At 69.4% G+C, this 14,538-nt stretch carries 14 protein-coding genes; 12 read left to right on the top strand and 2 right to left on the bottom strand.

The features are described 5' to 3' along the window. Window positions 1–9: 9 nt before the first annotated feature. Window positions 10–723, top strand: a complete 714-nt coding sequence (gene deoD / locus R2APBS1_RS14125; protein ID WP_015448444.1) for a purine-nucleoside phosphorylase — start codon at window positions 10–12, stop codon at window positions 721–723. 24 nt (window positions 724–747) lie between these two features. Here the strand turns inward: deoD and moeB are convergent, their stop codons facing one another. Continuing rightward, complete coding sequence (moeB, locus tag R2APBS1_RS14120) at window positions 748–1,926, bottom strand: molybdopterin-synthase adenylyltransferase MoeB (protein ID WP_015448443.1); 1,179 nt, start codon at window positions 1,924–1,926, stop codon at window positions 748–750. A gap of 71 nt (window positions 1,927–1,997) precedes the next feature. Beyond that, window positions 1,998–2,402, bottom strand: coding sequence for a hypothetical protein (locus tag R2APBS1_RS14115; protein WP_015448442.1), 405 nt, complete (start codon window positions 2,400–2,402; stop codon window positions 1,998–2,000). 251 nt (window positions 2,403–2,653) lie between these two features. Here R2APBS1_RS14115 and moaA point away from each other — a divergent pair, with 251 nt between their 5' ends. The 11 genes from moaA (at window position 2,654) to narI (ending at window position 14,536) form a co-directional block, all read left to right on the top strand. Continuing rightward, window positions 2,654–3,634 carry a GTP 3',8-cyclase MoaA gene (gene moaA, locus R2APBS1_RS14110; RefSeq protein ID WP_015448441.1) on the top strand — a complete coding sequence of 327 codons (981 nt, stop codon included), beginning with the start codon at window positions 2,654–2,656 and terminating at the stop codon, window positions 3,632–3,634. Beyond that, complete coding sequence (gene moaCB / locus R2APBS1_RS14105; RefSeq protein WP_015448440.1) at window positions 3,631–4,638, top strand: bifunctional molybdenum cofactor biosynthesis protein MoaC/MoaB; 1,008 nt, start codon at window positions 3,631–3,633, stop codon at window positions 4,636–4,638. Before moaA ends, moaCB begins: the two co-directional genes overlap by 4 nt. Further along, complete coding sequence (locus R2APBS1_RS14100) at window positions 4,635–5,888, top strand: molybdopterin molybdotransferase MoeA (protein ID WP_015448439.1); 1,254 nt, start codon at window positions 4,635–4,637, stop codon at window positions 5,886–5,888. The genes moaCB and R2APBS1_RS14100 overlap by 4 nt, the downstream gene beginning before the upstream one ends. Further along, window positions 5,885–6,145, top strand: a complete 261-nt coding sequence (locus R2APBS1_RS14095) for a MoaD/ThiS family protein (protein WP_015448438.1) — start codon at window positions 5,885–5,887, stop codon at window positions 6,143–6,145. The genes R2APBS1_RS14100 and R2APBS1_RS14095 overlap by 4 nt, the downstream gene beginning before the upstream one ends. 1 nt (window position 6,146) lies before the next feature. Beyond that, a complete protein-coding gene (locus tag R2APBS1_RS14090; RefSeq protein WP_015448437.1) occupies window positions 6,147–6,647 on the top strand; it encodes a molybdenum cofactor biosynthesis protein MoaE in 501 nt (166 codons plus the stop codon). After that, window positions 6,625–7,209 (top strand): molybdenum cofactor guanylyltransferase, encoded by a 585-nt coding sequence (locus tag R2APBS1_RS14085; RefSeq protein ID WP_015448436.1) that lies wholly within the window; start codon window positions 6,625–6,627, stop codon window positions 7,207–7,209. The genes R2APBS1_RS14090 and R2APBS1_RS14085 overlap by 23 nt, the downstream gene beginning before the upstream one ends. Beyond that, window positions 7,206–7,559, top strand: coding sequence for a hypothetical protein (locus R2APBS1_RS14080; protein ID WP_015448435.1), 354 nt, complete (start codon window positions 7,206–7,208; stop codon window positions 7,557–7,559). Before R2APBS1_RS14085 ends, R2APBS1_RS14080 begins: the two co-directional genes overlap by 4 nt. 293 nt (window positions 7,560–7,852) lie before the next feature. Next, a complete protein-coding gene (locus R2APBS1_RS14075; protein WP_015448434.1) occupies window positions 7,853–11,611 on the top strand; it encodes a nitrate reductase subunit alpha in 3,759 nt (1,252 codons plus the stop codon). After that, entirely contained in the window at window positions 11,611–13,155 is a 1,545-nt protein-coding gene (gene narH / locus R2APBS1_RS14070) for a nitrate reductase subunit beta (protein WP_007507556.1), read from the top strand. The genes R2APBS1_RS14075 and narH overlap by 1 nt, the downstream gene beginning before the upstream one ends. Further along, window positions 13,152–13,835, top strand: coding sequence for a nitrate reductase molybdenum cofactor assembly chaperone (narJ, locus tag R2APBS1_RS14065; RefSeq protein ID WP_015448433.1), 684 nt, complete (start codon window positions 13,152–13,154; stop codon window positions 13,833–13,835). The genes narH and narJ overlap by 4 nt, the downstream gene beginning before the upstream one ends. Further along, window positions 13,832–14,536 carry a respiratory nitrate reductase subunit gamma gene (gene narI, locus R2APBS1_RS14060; RefSeq protein WP_015448432.1) on the top strand — a complete coding sequence of 235 codons (705 nt, stop codon included), beginning with the start codon at window positions 13,832–13,834 and terminating at the stop codon, window positions 14,534–14,536. The genes narJ and narI overlap by 4 nt, the downstream gene beginning before the upstream one ends. Window positions 14,537–14,538: the final 2 nt, after the last annotated feature.

The following is a 14,538-nucleotide window of genomic DNA, read 5'->3' as shown; positions in this document are numbered from 1 at the left end:
GAGCGCCGCATGAGCACGCCCCACCTCGACGCCAGGCCCGGCGACATCGCCGACACCGTATTGCTGCCGGGCGACCCGCTGCGCGCAAGGCACATCGCGCGCGAGTTCCTCGATGGCGTGGTCGAGGTCAACACCCGCCGCAACATGCTCGGTTACAGCGGCCGTTACCGCGGCATGCGGGTGTCGGTGATCGGCAGCGGCATGGGCATTCCGTCCTGCGCGATCTACGCCACCGAACTGGCGCGGGTCTTCGGCGTGCGCCGGATCGTGCGCGTGGGCACTTGCGGCGGCGTCGGCGACGTCGCGCTCGGCGACCTGCTGCTGGCGCAGGCGGCATCGACCGACTCGAACTTCAACCGACTGCAGTTCGGTGGCCACGAGCTGGCCGCGTGCGCCGATTTCGGCCTGATGCGTGCGGCCGTCGACACCGCCGCCGCGCAGCGCGTGGAGCTGCGCGTGGCCGGCGTGTTCAGCACCGACTGCTTCCACGGCGGCGACCCGCAGCTGCTCGCGCGGCTGCTGGCGCACCGCATCCGCGGAGTCGAGATGGAATCGGCCGGGCTCTACGGCGTGGCCATGCGCGAAGGTTTCCAGGCGCTGTCCGTGCTGACCGTCAGCGACCACCTGCAGCACGACGCGCACATGCCGCCGACGCAGCGCGAGCAGGGCCTGGCGCGGATGACCGCGCTGGTGCTGGACAGCCTGCTGCCGGCAGGGAGTTGAGTTTCGGCCGGCGCGCCGTCGCGCTCAGTCCGGGCGATCGCCGGACGAACACAGCGCCGCGACCTGCGGGTAGCCCGCGAATGACGCCTGCGGCGAACAGCCCGGGCAATCCGGATTGCGCGGCAGCCGCGTCTTGTGGAACTGCATGCCCAGCGCATCGATGCTGAGCAACTGGCCGACCAGCGAATCGCCCAGGCCCAGGATCAGCTTCAGCGCCTCGGTCGCCTGCAGCAGGCCGACGATGCCGGGAAGTACGCCAAGCACTCCCGCCTCGCTGCAATTGGGCGCGTCGGCCGCGGACGGCGGCAACGGAAACAGGCAGCGGTAGCACGGCGAATCGTCGCGGCGCGGATCGAACACGCCGAGCTGCCCGCTGAAGCGCTCCACCGCGCCGTAGATCATCGGCAGCTTCAGGCGCAGCGAGGCACAAGCCAGCAGGTAGCGGGTGGGAAAGTTGTCGGTGCCGTCGAGCATCAGGTCGTGGCCGGCCAGCAGCCGCTCCACGTTGCCGGCGTCCAGCCGTTCGGTTCGCGTCTCGACGCGGATGCGCGGGTTCAGCGCCTGCAGCGTCATCCGCGCCGACTCGGTCTTGGCCATGCCCACGCGCGCATCGGCGTGGACGACTTGCCGGTGCAGGTTCGAGCGCTCCACCGTGTCGTTGTCGATCAGGGTGAGCTGGCCGACGCCCGCGGCGGCGAGATACAGCGCCGCCGGCGAGCCCAGCCCGCCGGCGCCCACGATCGCCACTCTGGCCGCGCCCAGGCGGGCCTGCCCGCGCTCGCCGACCGGCGCCAGCTGCAGCTGGCGTGCATAGCGCTCGGCGGCATCCGGGTCGAGCGTGCCGGCGGCGATGGGCAGGCCTTCGGCTTTCCAGCGCGCGAACCCGCCGGCGACCGAGCTCACCTGACGGTAGCCGAGGCGTTGCAGCGATTCGGCGGCGAGCAGCGAGCGTTGCCCGGAGGCGCACAGCAGCAGCACGGGGCGTTCGCGATCGCCCTGCACGTCTTCGATGCGCAGCTCGAGATGGCCGCGCGACAGGCCCAGCGCATGGGCGGGCAGGCCGCCGGCGCGCTCGGCGTCTTCGCGCACGTCGATCAGCAGCGCGCCCAGGGCCTGTTGCGCCAGCGCCTGCGCCGGGGAAACCTCCGGTATGCGCCGGCGCAGCTGTTCCAGCCAGGAGTCGCGGTTGGTCGGGACGCTCATGGCGGAAGTCTGTGCGCGGGGAGAAGGGTATGCAAGCCGGCGCCCGGAGCGCGGCGGAGCCGTGGCCCGGCTCAGCAGAACTGCAGCACGTTGCCTTCGCGGTCGAAGGCGGCGAATTCGGCCACGCGGCCGTTGTTGATCGCGTTGACCATGAAGCGCAGCGGCTGCGCGGCTTCGTCGGTGCCCGGGGCCACGCCGGCGCGACCGGACAGGCTGGCGACGCACACGATGTCCCACGGCAGGCCGGTGGTTGCGGACTCCTCCACCAGCGCGGCGAAGCTGGCGACTTCCTCCGGCGCCTTGTCCACGCACAGGCTGGGCGACAGGTGGCCGCCTTCTCCCCGCGCCGCGCGTTTGCGCTGCGCGTCGGTGGCCGCCTCCGGCAATTCGACGCGTGCGAAGACGAACAGCAGCCGTTGTGGCTCGGGCTGTCGGCGGCTCGCGTCGAGCAGATCCTGGAAGCTGGTCAGCGCCATGGTGGTCACGGTCTCCCGGAGTGGATGGGCAAATTAGCATGCGCTGCGCGTGCCGGCGCCGCGGTCGTGACAACGTGCCGCACGCCGGTTTGACTCCGGTCAATCGTGCCTGCGTGCCGACACGCTAACGTGAGTTGTGCGTAAACTGATGCCGATGCGGCACCCGCTTGCGGCAGCGGCCACGTCGGCCGCCCGCGACGTGGCCGAAGGACCGCCGGATCGGCAGGTTCGCTAATCGAAATGGAGCGGCAGTGCAGACCCTGGTTGACCATCATGGACGCTCATTTCCCTACCTGCGCCTGTCGTTGACCGAGGCGTGCAATTATCGCTGCGCGTATTGCCTGCCCGACGGCTACCAGGCGAACGGCCGGCCCGTCTTCCTCGTCCTCGAGGAAATCCGGCGGCTGGTGCGCGGGTTTGCCGCGCTGGGCATGAGCAAGATCCGCCTGACCGGCGGCGAGCCCAGCCTGCGCAAGGACCTGCCGGCGATCATCGCCGCCGTGGCCGCGGTGCCCGGCATCCGCCGGATCGCGCTGACCACCAACGGCTGCCGCCTGCCGCGGCTGGTGCGCGGCTGGCGCGAGGCGGGGCTGACCGCGCTCAATGTCAGCCTCGACAGCCTCGATGCCGCGCGTTACCTGGACATCACCGGACACGACCGTTTCGCCGAGGTCACCGAGGGCATCGAGCAGGCGCTTGCGCTGGGCTTCGAGGCGGTGAAGATCAACGCGGTACTGCTGCGCGGGCGCAACGACGACGAGCTTCCCGCCTGGCTGGACTACCTGCGCGGGCGCGATGTCGCGCTGCGCTTCATCGAGCTGATGCAAACCGGCGAGAACCGCGAGTTCTTCGAGCGCCACCACCTGCGCGCCGAGGGCTTGCAGCGGCAGTTGCTGGCCGACGGCTGGGTGTTGCGACCGCGCGCGGCGGACGCCGGGCCGGCGCTCGAATATGCGCATCCGGACTATCGCGGCCGCATTGGCGTGATCGCGCCGTATGCCCGCGATTTCTGCGCCGGCTGCAATCGGCTGCGGGTCACCGCGCGCGGCGACCTGCGCCTGTGCCTGTTCGGCAATTTCGGCGTTTCGTTGCGGCCGCTGTTGCAGTCCGACGACGACCACGACGCGCTGGTGGCGCACATCGCCACCCAGCTCGGCCTGAAGGCCGCCGGCCACGGCCTGCATCAGGGACTGACCGGCATCACGCCGCACCTGGCCTCGATCGGAGGATGACCTTGCCCGCCACCGAACACGTCGCCGCCTTCCACATGGCGGACATCCGCGACAAGCGCCCGACCCGCCGCCGCGCCGTGGCGGTGGGCGAGTTGCAGGCCGGTCCGGTGGCCTGGCCGCTGATCGTCGAGCGCCGCCTGCCCAAGGGCGATGCGCTGGTGATGGCGGAAGTGGCCGGGCTGCAGGGCGCCAAGCAGGCTTCGGCACTGATGCCGCTGTGCCACCCGCTGCCGCTGGAGCTGGTGCGCGTGCACTGCGAGCCGGTGGCCGAGCGACTGGCGATCCGGGTCTATTGCGAGGTGGCGACCGAGGCGCGCACCGGGGTGGAGATGGAGGCGCTGGCCGGCGTCAACGCCGCGCTGCTGACGCTGTACGACCTGAGCAAGCCGGTCGAGCCGGCGCTGGCGATCGGCGGCATCCGGCTGCTGTTCAAGGAGGGCGGCAAGAGCGGCCTGTGGCGGCACCCGGAAGGCATGAGCGAGGCGGAGCAGGCGCACTACCGCCCGCGCGACATCGCGCGCCTGCAGGGCGTGCCATGCGCCGTGGTCACGCTCAGCGACCGCGCGCACGAGGGCAGCTACGAGGATCGCTCCGGCCCGCTGCTGGTGGAAGGCCTGCGCCAGCTGGGCGCGCAGGTGGACCACGTCGAGGTGCTGCCCGATGGCGTGCAGCCGCTGGCCGCGCACCTGCGCGCGCTGGCCGAGGCGCAGGTGCGCCTGTGCCTGTGCACCGGCGGCACCGGATTGGGTCCGCGCGACCTCACGCCCGAGGCACTGGCGCAGGTGGCCGATCGCCGGGTCGACGGGCTGGCCGAGATGCTGCGCAGCGAGAGCGCGCGGCATACGCCGCTGGCATGGCTGAGTCGGGCCGAGGCGGTGCAGGTGGGACGCATGCTGGTGCTGGCGATGCCGGGCAGCCCGCGGGCGGCAGGCCAGGGCCTGGCGATCGTGGGGCCGCTGCTGGCGCATGCGCTGGCCATGATGAACGGCGAGGGCCACCCGTGATCGGCTACCACGATGCGCTGATGCTCATCCTCGAGTGCACGCGCCGGTTGCCGGAGCGTCCATGCCCCGTCGACCAGGCGCTGGGTCGGGTGCTGGCCCGGCCGGTGAGCAGCCCCGCCGCGTTGCCGCCGTTCGACAATGCCGCGATGGACGGCTTCGCCCTGCATGCCGGCCAGGCCCGGCTGCCGGCCGGCAGCGAGCATGCCGTGATGGGCGCGCAGGCGGCTGGCGACGCCCTGGCGCAGGCCGACGGCGGCGCCTGGGAGATCATGACCGGCGCGCGCATGCCCGCCGGGATGGACACGGTGGTGCCGGTGGAGCAGGTCGAGATCGTCGAGCAGGCGGGCGACGGCCGGCCGCGGCGCATCCGCTTGAGCATCGACGTCGAGGCCGGCCGGCATGTGCGCCGCTGCGGCGAGGACGTGCCGCTCGATGCCGAGGTGATACCGGCGGGCGAGCTGCTGCAGGCGCAACACCTGGCGCTGCTGGCTGCGCTGGGCATCGCCGAGGTGCCGGTCGTGCGGCGCCCGCGCGTGGCCATCATCTGCACCGGCCGGGAACTGGTGGACGATCCCGGTCAGCCGCTGCAGAGCGGGCAGATCCGCAACAGCAACGGCCCGTTCCTGGCCGTGCGCCTCGTCGCCGCCGGCGCGCAGGTGGTGTATCGGCAGACGGTGGGGGACGATCCGGCGGCCTTCGTGCGCGCGCTGGGCGAGGCGCTGCACGCCGGGGCCACCGTCGTGCTCAGTACCGGCGCGGTGTCGATGGGGCGCCATGATTTCGTGCCCGAGGCGCTGCGCGGGCTCGGTGCGCGGATCCATTTCCACAAGCTGCGGATTCGCCCGGGCAAGCCCTTGCTGTTTGCCAGTTTGCCGGATGGCGCGTTGTTCTTCGGGCTGCCCGGGAACCCGGTGTCCAGCGCGGTGGGCCTGCGCTTCTTCGTCGAGCCGGCCCTGCGCGGCATGCTCGGCCTGCCGCCGGAGCGCCCGCTGCGGTTGCCGTTGCGGCAGCGCTTCGAGCAGCGCGCGCCGCTGCGCTGCTTCCTCAAGGGCAAGCTGGCGCTGGCGGCCGACGGACGCTTGCAGGCCGTGCTGCTGGACGGGCAGGAGTCGTTCCGGATCCGGCCGCTGCTCGACACCGGCGGTTGGGTGGTGCTGGCCGAGGATGCGCAGGTGCGCGAACCGGGCAGCATGGTCGAGGTTTACGCGCTGGGGCACTTGCAGCCGCTGGCGATCGGGAGCGAGGCATGAAGGTCGAAGTCAGCCTGTTCGGCGCGTTCCGCGATTACGAGCCGGCTGCGGCGGTGACGCTGGAGGTGCCCGCGGGCGCGCGCGTGGCCGACCTGCGCAGCGCGCTGGCGGCGCACGGCCGCGCGCATTGGCCGGGATTCAGGGAAGGTTTGCTGATGCGCTCGGCCTTCGCCAGCCAGACCTGCGTGCTGGGCGAGCAGGAGCACTTGCCCGAAAGCGGGCCGGTCGTGGTGCTGCCGCCGGTCGGTGGAGGTTGAGATGGGCAATTTCTTGCGCAGGATCGTGGACGTCGAACACGAGTGCATCGATCCGGCCGCCGCGCTGGAGTTCGTCGCCGATCCGGCCTTCGGCGGGTTCGCCATGTTCGTCGGCCGGGTGCGCGAGCAGAACCAGGGACGGGCGGTCACCGGCGTCAGCTATGACGTGTTCGAGCAGCTGGCGCTGGTGGGCTTCGACGACATCATGCGGCGTGCGCAAGAGCAGTTCGGGCCGCGCCTGAAGATCTATCTGGCCCATGCCCGCGGGCGGCTCGGCATTGGCGACGTCGCGGTGGTCGTGGCGGTGGGCACGCCGCACCGCGACGAGGCGTTCCGCGCCTGCCGCCAGGTCATCGAGGCGGTCAAGCACGGCAGCCCGATCTGGAAGCAGGAGCACTGCGTGGACGGCAGCAGCGAGTGGAGCGAAGGCTGCTCGCTGTGCGAGCCACACGAACAGGACAGCCGGGCGGAGTCGCGACATGACGGCCACGCGCACGGCTGAGCTGGCGGCCGCGTTCGACGGCGTGGTGCTTGCCGGCGGCCGATCCTCGCGCATGGGCACCGACAAGGCCGGCCTGCCGTGGCGCGGCCGCCCGCTGCTGCAGCACGTGCGCGGGCTGCTGGAACAGGCCGGCGCGCAGCGCGTGCTGATTTGCGGTCCCGGCCCCGATGCGCAGAGCCTGCCCGACCGGCAGCCCGGCCTGGGGCCGCTCGGCGGCCTGCTCACGCTGGCGCAGACCCAGCCGGACGGCGTCTACCTGATACTGCCGGTGGACATGCCGCGGCTGACGAGCGGGCTGCTGCGGCGGCTGGTCGGCGCACTCACGGATGCCGAAGAAATGCCTTGCGCGATGTTCGCCGGGCACATGCTGCCGCTGTGCCTGCGCCTGGATGGAACCACGCGCGCGGCGATCGAGGAGGTTGCCGAGCAGGCGCCGCGCATGCGTTCGCTGCATGCCCTGCATGCCCGGTTGCGCAGCGTGGAACTGGCCGTGAGCGACGACGAGCGCCGCTGCCTGGCCAATTGCAACACACCCGAAGAGTGGAAGGAGGTGCGGCCGTGAAGTTGCAGATCGATGGCCAGCAATGGCGCTTGCGGATCGACGAGGACGAGCTCGCGCGCCTGCGCGACGGCCGGGCGCTGGACAGCGTGAGCTGCCTTCCCGACGGTGCCGCATTCGGCTTTTCGCTGGCGCTGCTGCCCGTGGCGCAGGCCGAGCTGCGGCGGCGCGGCGACAGCTGGTCGTTCGGCCTGCCGCTCGAGCGCGTGGAGGCGTACGTACAGCAATTGCCGTGCAAAAAGGGGCTGGAATTCGTGCTGCCGGCCGGCGCCGCGGCCGAGTGGCGGCTGCTGTTCGAGGTGGACGTGCGCGACAGCGTGAGTCGCCGCGGCGTGCCGCAGCGCCCGCGCTGAGGAAGCCGCTGCGGCAAGGCGTCGCAGCGTGGCCGCGCCGACGGCATGCGACGGACGGGGGGAGTGCCGTGCTCGCGGCGCCAGCGCAGGTGTGGTAACAGTTGCGGCGGAACTTGCGGACAGGTCGCGCCGACCCAGTCGAATCCGTACCAATCTGGTCGTGATTTCGCACTCTTGATCGGTGTCAATTTTACGGTGGCATCGCTCGCCTAGGCTCCGGTCATCGGGTTGCTGGAAGTGATGCGCAAGCGCTGCTGACACGACGACGCCACAGACTGCCAAGAGGGCTTTGCATGAGTTACTTCCTTGACCGGCTGCAGTTCTTCAAGCGCAGCTCGGAGACGTTTTCAGCGGGCCACGGCATCACCCGCACGGACAACCGGGACTGGGAAAACGGCTATCGCGCCCGCTGGCAGCACGACAAGATCGTGCGCTCCACCCACGGCGTGAACTGCACCGGCTCGTGCAGCTGGAAGATCTACGTCAAGAACGGCCTGGTGACCTGGGAAACCCAGCAGACCGACTATCCGCGCACGCGGCCGGACCTGCCCAACCACGAGCCGCGCGGCTGCCCGCGCGGGGCCAGCTATTCCTGGTACCTGTACAGCGCCAACCGCCTGAAGTACCCGCTGGTGCGCGGTGCGCTGCTGCGCCTGTGGCGCGAGGCGCGCAAGACGATGGCGCCGGTCGAGGCGTGGGCCAGCATCGTCGGCGACCCGGCCAGCGCGAAGTCGTACAAGAGCAAGCGCGGCATGGGCGGCTTCGTGCGCGTGCGCTGGGACGAGGCCAACGAGATCATCGCCGCGTCCAACCTGCACACGGTGAAGAAGCACGGCCCCGACCGGGTGATCGGCTTCTCGCCGATCCCGGCGATGTCGATGATTTCCTACGCGTCGGGCGCACGCTACCTGTCGCTGCTGGGCGGCGCCTGCCTGTCGTTCTACGACTGGTACTGCGACCTGCCGCCGTCCTCGCCGCAGGTGTGGGGCGAGCAGACCGATGTGCCCGAATCGGCCGACTGGTACAACAGCCGCTACATCATCGCGTGGGGTTCCAACGTGCCGCAGACGCGCACGCCCGACGCGCACTTCTTCACCGAGGCCCGCTACAACGGCACCAAGACGGTGGCGATCACGCCCGACTATGCCGAAGTCGCCAAGCTCACCGACCACTGGCTGCACCCCAAGCAGGGTACCGACGCAGCCTTGGCCTTCGCCTTCGGCCACGTGATCCTGAAGGAGTTCCACGTCGACAACCCGACGGAATACTTCATCGACTACTGCCGCCAGTACACCGACATGCCGCTGCTGGTGCGGCTGGAGCGGCGTGCCGACGGCCGCCTGGTGGCGGAGCGTTTCCTGCGCGCGAGCGACCTCGGCGGCCTGGGCGAATCGAACAACCCCGAGTGGAAGACGCTGGCGCTGGACGAGCACAGCGGCGAAATCACCGTGCCCAACGGCTCGGTCGGCTTCCGCTGGGGCGAGCAGGGCAAGTGGAACGTCGAGGAGAAGGACAGCCAGGGCCGGGCGACCCGCCTGCGGCTGTCGCTCAAGGATGCCAACGACGGCATCGAGGCGGTCAGCTTCCCCTACTTCGGCGGCATCGAGCACGATCGCTGGACCGCCTCGAAGTTCGAGGACATCCTCGAACGCAACGTGCCGGTGCGCCGCCTGCAGCTGGCCGACGGCAAGCAGTGGGAAGTGGCCACCGTCTACGACCTGCTGCTGGCGCACTACGGCGTCGACCGCGGTTTCGGCGGCGCCAACGTCGCCGGCAGCTACGACGACAACGTGCCGGGCACGCCGGCGTGGCAGGAGAAGATCACCGGCGTGTCGCGCGCCGAAGTGGTGGAAATCGCCCGCGAATTCGCCGGCACCGCGGCCAAGACCCGCGGCCGCAGCATGATCATCGTCGGCGCCGGCATGAACCACTGGTTCCACAACGACATGAACTACCGCGGCCTGATCAACATGCTGATGATGTGCGGCTGCATCGGCCAGACCGGCGGTGGTTGGGCGCACTACGTGGGGCAGGAAAAACTGCGCCCGCAGACCGGCTGGCAGCCGCTGGCGTTCGGTCTGGACTGGAGCCGTCCGCCGCGGCAGATGAACGGCACCTCGTTCTTCTACTTCATGTCCGACCAGTGGCGCTACGAAAAGCTGGAGATGAAGGAAATCCTGTCGCCGCTGGCCGACCCGGCCCGCTTCACCGGCAGCCAGGCCGACCTCAACCTGCAGGCGATCCGCATGGGCTGGCTGCCCAGTGCGCCGCAGCTGGACCGCAACCCGCTGGAGATCGTCAAGGCCGCCGAACAGGCCGGCCGTTCGCCCTCCGAGTACGTGGTCGAGCAGTTGCAGCAGGGCAAGCTGGATTTCGCCTACGCCGACCCCGATGCGCCGCAGAACTTCCCGCGCGTGCTGTTCATCTGGCGCTCGAACCTGCTCGGCTCCTCCGGCAAGGGCCACGAGTACATGCTGCGCCACCTGCTGGGTACGCGGCATGGCCTGCAGGGCAAGGATCTCGGCGAGCGCGGCGCGGTCAAGCCCGAGGAAGTGAAGTGGCGCGACGAGGCGCCGGAAGGCAAGCTCGACCTGCTGGTGACGCTGGATTTCCGCATGTGCACCACCGCGCTGTACTCGGACATCGTGCTGCCGACGGCGACCTGGTACGAGAAGAACGACCTCAACACCTCCGACATGCACCCGTTCATCCACCCGCTGTCCAAGGCGGTCGATCCGGCGTGGGAGTCGCGCAGCGACTGGGACATCTTCAAGGGCATCGCCAGGTCGGTCAGCGAGATGGCGCCCGGCGTGCTGGGGGTGGAAAAGGACCTGGTGCTGGTGCCGACCCTGCACGACACGCCCGGCGAGCTGGCCATGCCGTTCGGCGTCACCGACTGGAAGAAGGGCCAGTGCGAGCCGATTCCCGGCAAGACCATGCCGTCGATCGCGGTGGTCGAACGCGATTACCCCAACCTGTACAAGAAGTTCACCTCGCTCGGGCCGCTGCTGGACAAACTCGGCAACGGCGGCAAGGGCATGCAGTGGGATACGCGCGACGAGGTCGACTTCCTCGGCAAGCTCAACCACACGGTGACCGAGCAGGGCGTCAGCCACGGGCGGCCGCGCATCGAAACCGCGATCGACGCCTGCGAGGTGGTGCTGCACCTGGCACCGGAGACCAACGGCCATGTCGCGGTCAAGGCATGGGAGTCGCTCGGCACGTTCACCGGGCGCGAGCACACCCACCTGGCGCGCGGCAAGGAACACGAGGCGATCCGCTTCCGTGACATCCAGGCGCAGCCGCGCAAGATCATTTCCTCGCCGATCTGGTCGGGCCTGGAGGACGAGCACGTCAGCTACAACGCCTGCTACACCAACGTGCACGAGCTGATCCCGTGGCGCACCGTCACTGGCCGCCAGCAGTTCTACCAGGACCACGAGTGGATGGTCGCCTTCGGCGAGGGCTTCATGAGCTACCGCCCGCCGGTCGACACCAAGACCATCGAGCCGCTGCACAACAAGCGCGGCAACGGCCACCGCGAGATCGTGCTGAACTGGATCACCCCGCACCAGAAGTGGGGCATCCACAGCACCTACAGCGACAACCTGCTGATGCAGACACTGTCGCGCGGCGGCCCGATCGTGTGGATCAGCGAGGACGATGCGCGCGAGGCCGGCATCGAGGACAACGACTGGATCGAGCTGTTCAACGTCAACGGTGCGATCGCCGCGCGCGCGGTGGTCAGCCAGCGCGTGATGCCGGGGATGGCGATGATGTACCACGCACAGGAACGCATCATCAACATGCCCGGTTCGGAAATCACCGGCACCCGCGGCGGCATCCACAACTCGGTCACCCGCGTGGTGCTCAAGCCGACCCACATGATCGGCGGCTACGCGCAGCTGGCCTGGGGCTTCAACTACTACGGCACCTGCGGCACCAACCGCGACGAGTTCGTGATCGTGCGCAAGATGGACAAGGTCGACTGGCTGGACGGCGAGCCGGGCTCCGCACCCCCCAGCCCGGCGGATGCCAAGGAGGTGGCGTGATGAAAGTCCGTGCCCAGATCGCGATGGTGCTGAATCTCGACAAGTGCATCGGCTGCCACACCTGCTCGATCACCTGCAAGAACGTGTGGACCAGCCGCGAAGGCGTCGAGTACGCCTGGTTCAACAACGTCGAGACCAAGCCCGGCATCGGCTACCCGAAGGAGTGGGAAAACCAGGACAAGTGGAACGGCGGCTGGGTGCGCACAGGCAAGGGCAAGCTGGTGCCGCGCGCTGGTGGACGCTGGCGCATGCTGTCGAAGATCTTCGCCAACCCCGACCTGCCGCAGATCGACGACTACTACGAGCCGTTCACCTTCGACTACCAGCACCTGCACCAGGCGCCGGAAGGCCAGCACCAGCCCACCGCGCGCCCGCGTTCGCTGATCAGCGGCGAGCGCATGCAGAAAATCGAGTGGGGGCCGAACTGGGAGGAAATCCTCGGCACCGAATTCGCCAAGCGCGCCAAGGACCGCAACTTCGACAACGTGCAGAAGGAAATCTACAGCGCGTTCGAGAAGACCTTCATGATGTACCTGCCGCGCCTGTGCGAGCACTGCCTCAACCCGGCGTGCGTGTCGGCGTGTCCCTCCGGCGCGATCTACAAGCGCGAGGAAGACGGCATCGTGCTGATCGACCAGGACAAGTGCCGCGGCTGGCGCATGTGCGTGTCGGCCTGCCCGTACAAGAAGATCTACTACAACTGGAAAAGCGGCAAGTCGGAAAAGTGCACCTTCTGCTACCCGCGCATCGAGATGGGCGAGCCGACCGTGTGCTCGGAAACCTGCGTCGGGCGCATCCGCTACCTCGGCGTGATGCTGTACGACGCCGACCGCATCCAGCAGGCGGCCTCGGTGCCGGCCGAGAAGGACCTGTACCAGGCGCATCTGGACATCTTCCTCGACCCGTTCGATCCGGCGGTGATCGAAGCCGCACGCAAGGAAGGCATCCCCGACAGCTGGCTGGAGGCGGCCAAGGGTTCGCCGGTCTACAAGCTGGCGATCGAGTGGAAATTGGCGCTGCCGCTGCACCCGGAATACCGCACCTTGCCGATGGTGTGGTACGTGCCGCCGCTGTCGCCGATCCAGTCCGCCGCCGAACGCGGCCGCGTGGGCATGAACGGCGAGCTGCCGGATGTCGCCTCGCTGCGCATCCCGCTGCGCTACCTCGCCAACCTGCTGTCGGCCGGCGACGAGGCGCCGGTGGTGCGCGCGCTGGAGCGGATGATGGCGATGCGCGCGTGGCGCCGCGCGCGCAATGTCGACGGCATCGAGGACCTGGCCGTGCTGAAGCAGGCCGGCCTGAGCGTGGCACAGGCCGAGGACATGTACCGCTACCTCGCCATCGCCAACTACGAGGACCGCTTCGTCATCCCCACCGGGCACCGCGAATACGCCAACGACGCCTTCGGCGAGCGCGGCGGCTGCGGCTTCAGCTTCGGCAACGGCTGCAGCGGCGACAGCCCGGCCGACCTGTTCAGCGAGCGCAAGATCACCACCTTCGCGGTGCAGCCGGTGCGCAAGGAAAAAGACGGGGTCGCGCCATGAGCCTGCTGAAACTGATCGGCGTGCTGCTGGATTACCCCGACGACGAGCTGTGGCGGCATGGCGACGAACTGCTCGACGCCGCCGCCGACCCGGCGTTGCCGGCGGCGCGGCGCAAGGCGCTGACGGGCTTCCTGCAGGGCCTGCTCGACAGCGACCCGTTGACCGCGCAGGACGCCTGGCTGCAGACCTTCGACCGCGGCCGCTCGATGAGCCTGCTGCTGTTCGAGCACATCCATGGCGAATCGCGCGACCGCGGCCAGGCGATGGTCGACCTGATCGAAGCCTACCGCAAGCAGGGCTTCGAACTGGCCGCGAAGGAGCTGCCCGATTACCTGCCGCTGCTGCTGGAATTCCTGGCGCAGCGCCCGCCGGCCGAGGTGCGCGACTGGCTCGGCCACATCAGCCACATCGTCGGCATGCTCGCGGCGCGTGCCGGCGAGCGCGGCAGCCCTAGCCAGGTGCTGTTCGAGCTTTTGCTGGAATTGGCCGACGGCAAGGTCGACCTGGCCGTGCTGCGCCAGCGCGCCAGCGAGGAGGCACGCGACGACACCGCCGAGGCGATGGATCGGTTGTGGGAGGAGGAAGCGGTCCGTTTCGGCGCCGAGGCGCCTGACGACAGCTGCCGGCCGAACACACTCCGGCCCTCGCCATCCACTGCCGCCCCGCAGGTGCAGCCATGAACTATCTCGACCAATTCGCCTTCCAGTTGTACCCGTACATCGCCATGGCGGTGTTCTTCATCGGCAGCTGGGCGCGCTTCGATCGTGCCATGTACACCTGGCGCACCGGCTCCAGCCAGTTGCTGTCCAGTCGCGGCATGCGGCTGGGCAGCAACCTGTTCCACGTCGGCATCCTGGTCGTGCTCGGCGGCCATCTGGTCGGCCTGCTGACGCCGCATTCGGTGTACACGATCTTCATCACTGCACCGCAGAAGCAGCTGCTGGCGATGCTGGTCGGCGGCGTGTTCGGCGTGATCTGCCTGGCGGGTCTACTGATCCTCTTGGCGCGCCGGCTGTTCAACCCGCGGGTGCGTGCCACCGGCACCGTCGGCGACAGCGTGATCCTGGTGCTGCTGCTGCTGCAGCTGCTGCTCGGCCTGTACACCATCGTGCTTTCCAGCCATCACATGGACGGCAGCGTGATGATCGCGCTGGCCGAGTGGGCGCAGCACATCGTCACCTTCCGCTGGGGCGCGGCAAGTTACGTGATCGGCGTGGACTGGGTCTACAAGGCGCACATCTTCCTCGGCATGACGCTGTTCCTGGTGGCGCCGTTCACGCGGCTGGTGCACGTATGGAGCATCCCGGTCAGCTACCTGTGGCGGCCCTACCAGGTGGTGCGCCGGCGCCAGGCGACGTTGCGCTACGGAGCGAGGGACTGAGC

Origin of the sequence: Rhodanobacter denitrificans (assembly GCF_000230695.2) — a bacterium.
GTDB lineage: Bacteria > Pseudomonadota > Gammaproteobacteria > Xanthomonadales > Rhodanobacteraceae > Rhodanobacter > Rhodanobacter denitrificans.
The sequence above is the reverse complement of the archived record's forward strand: the minus strand, read 5'-3'. Positions and strand labels throughout refer to the sequence as shown.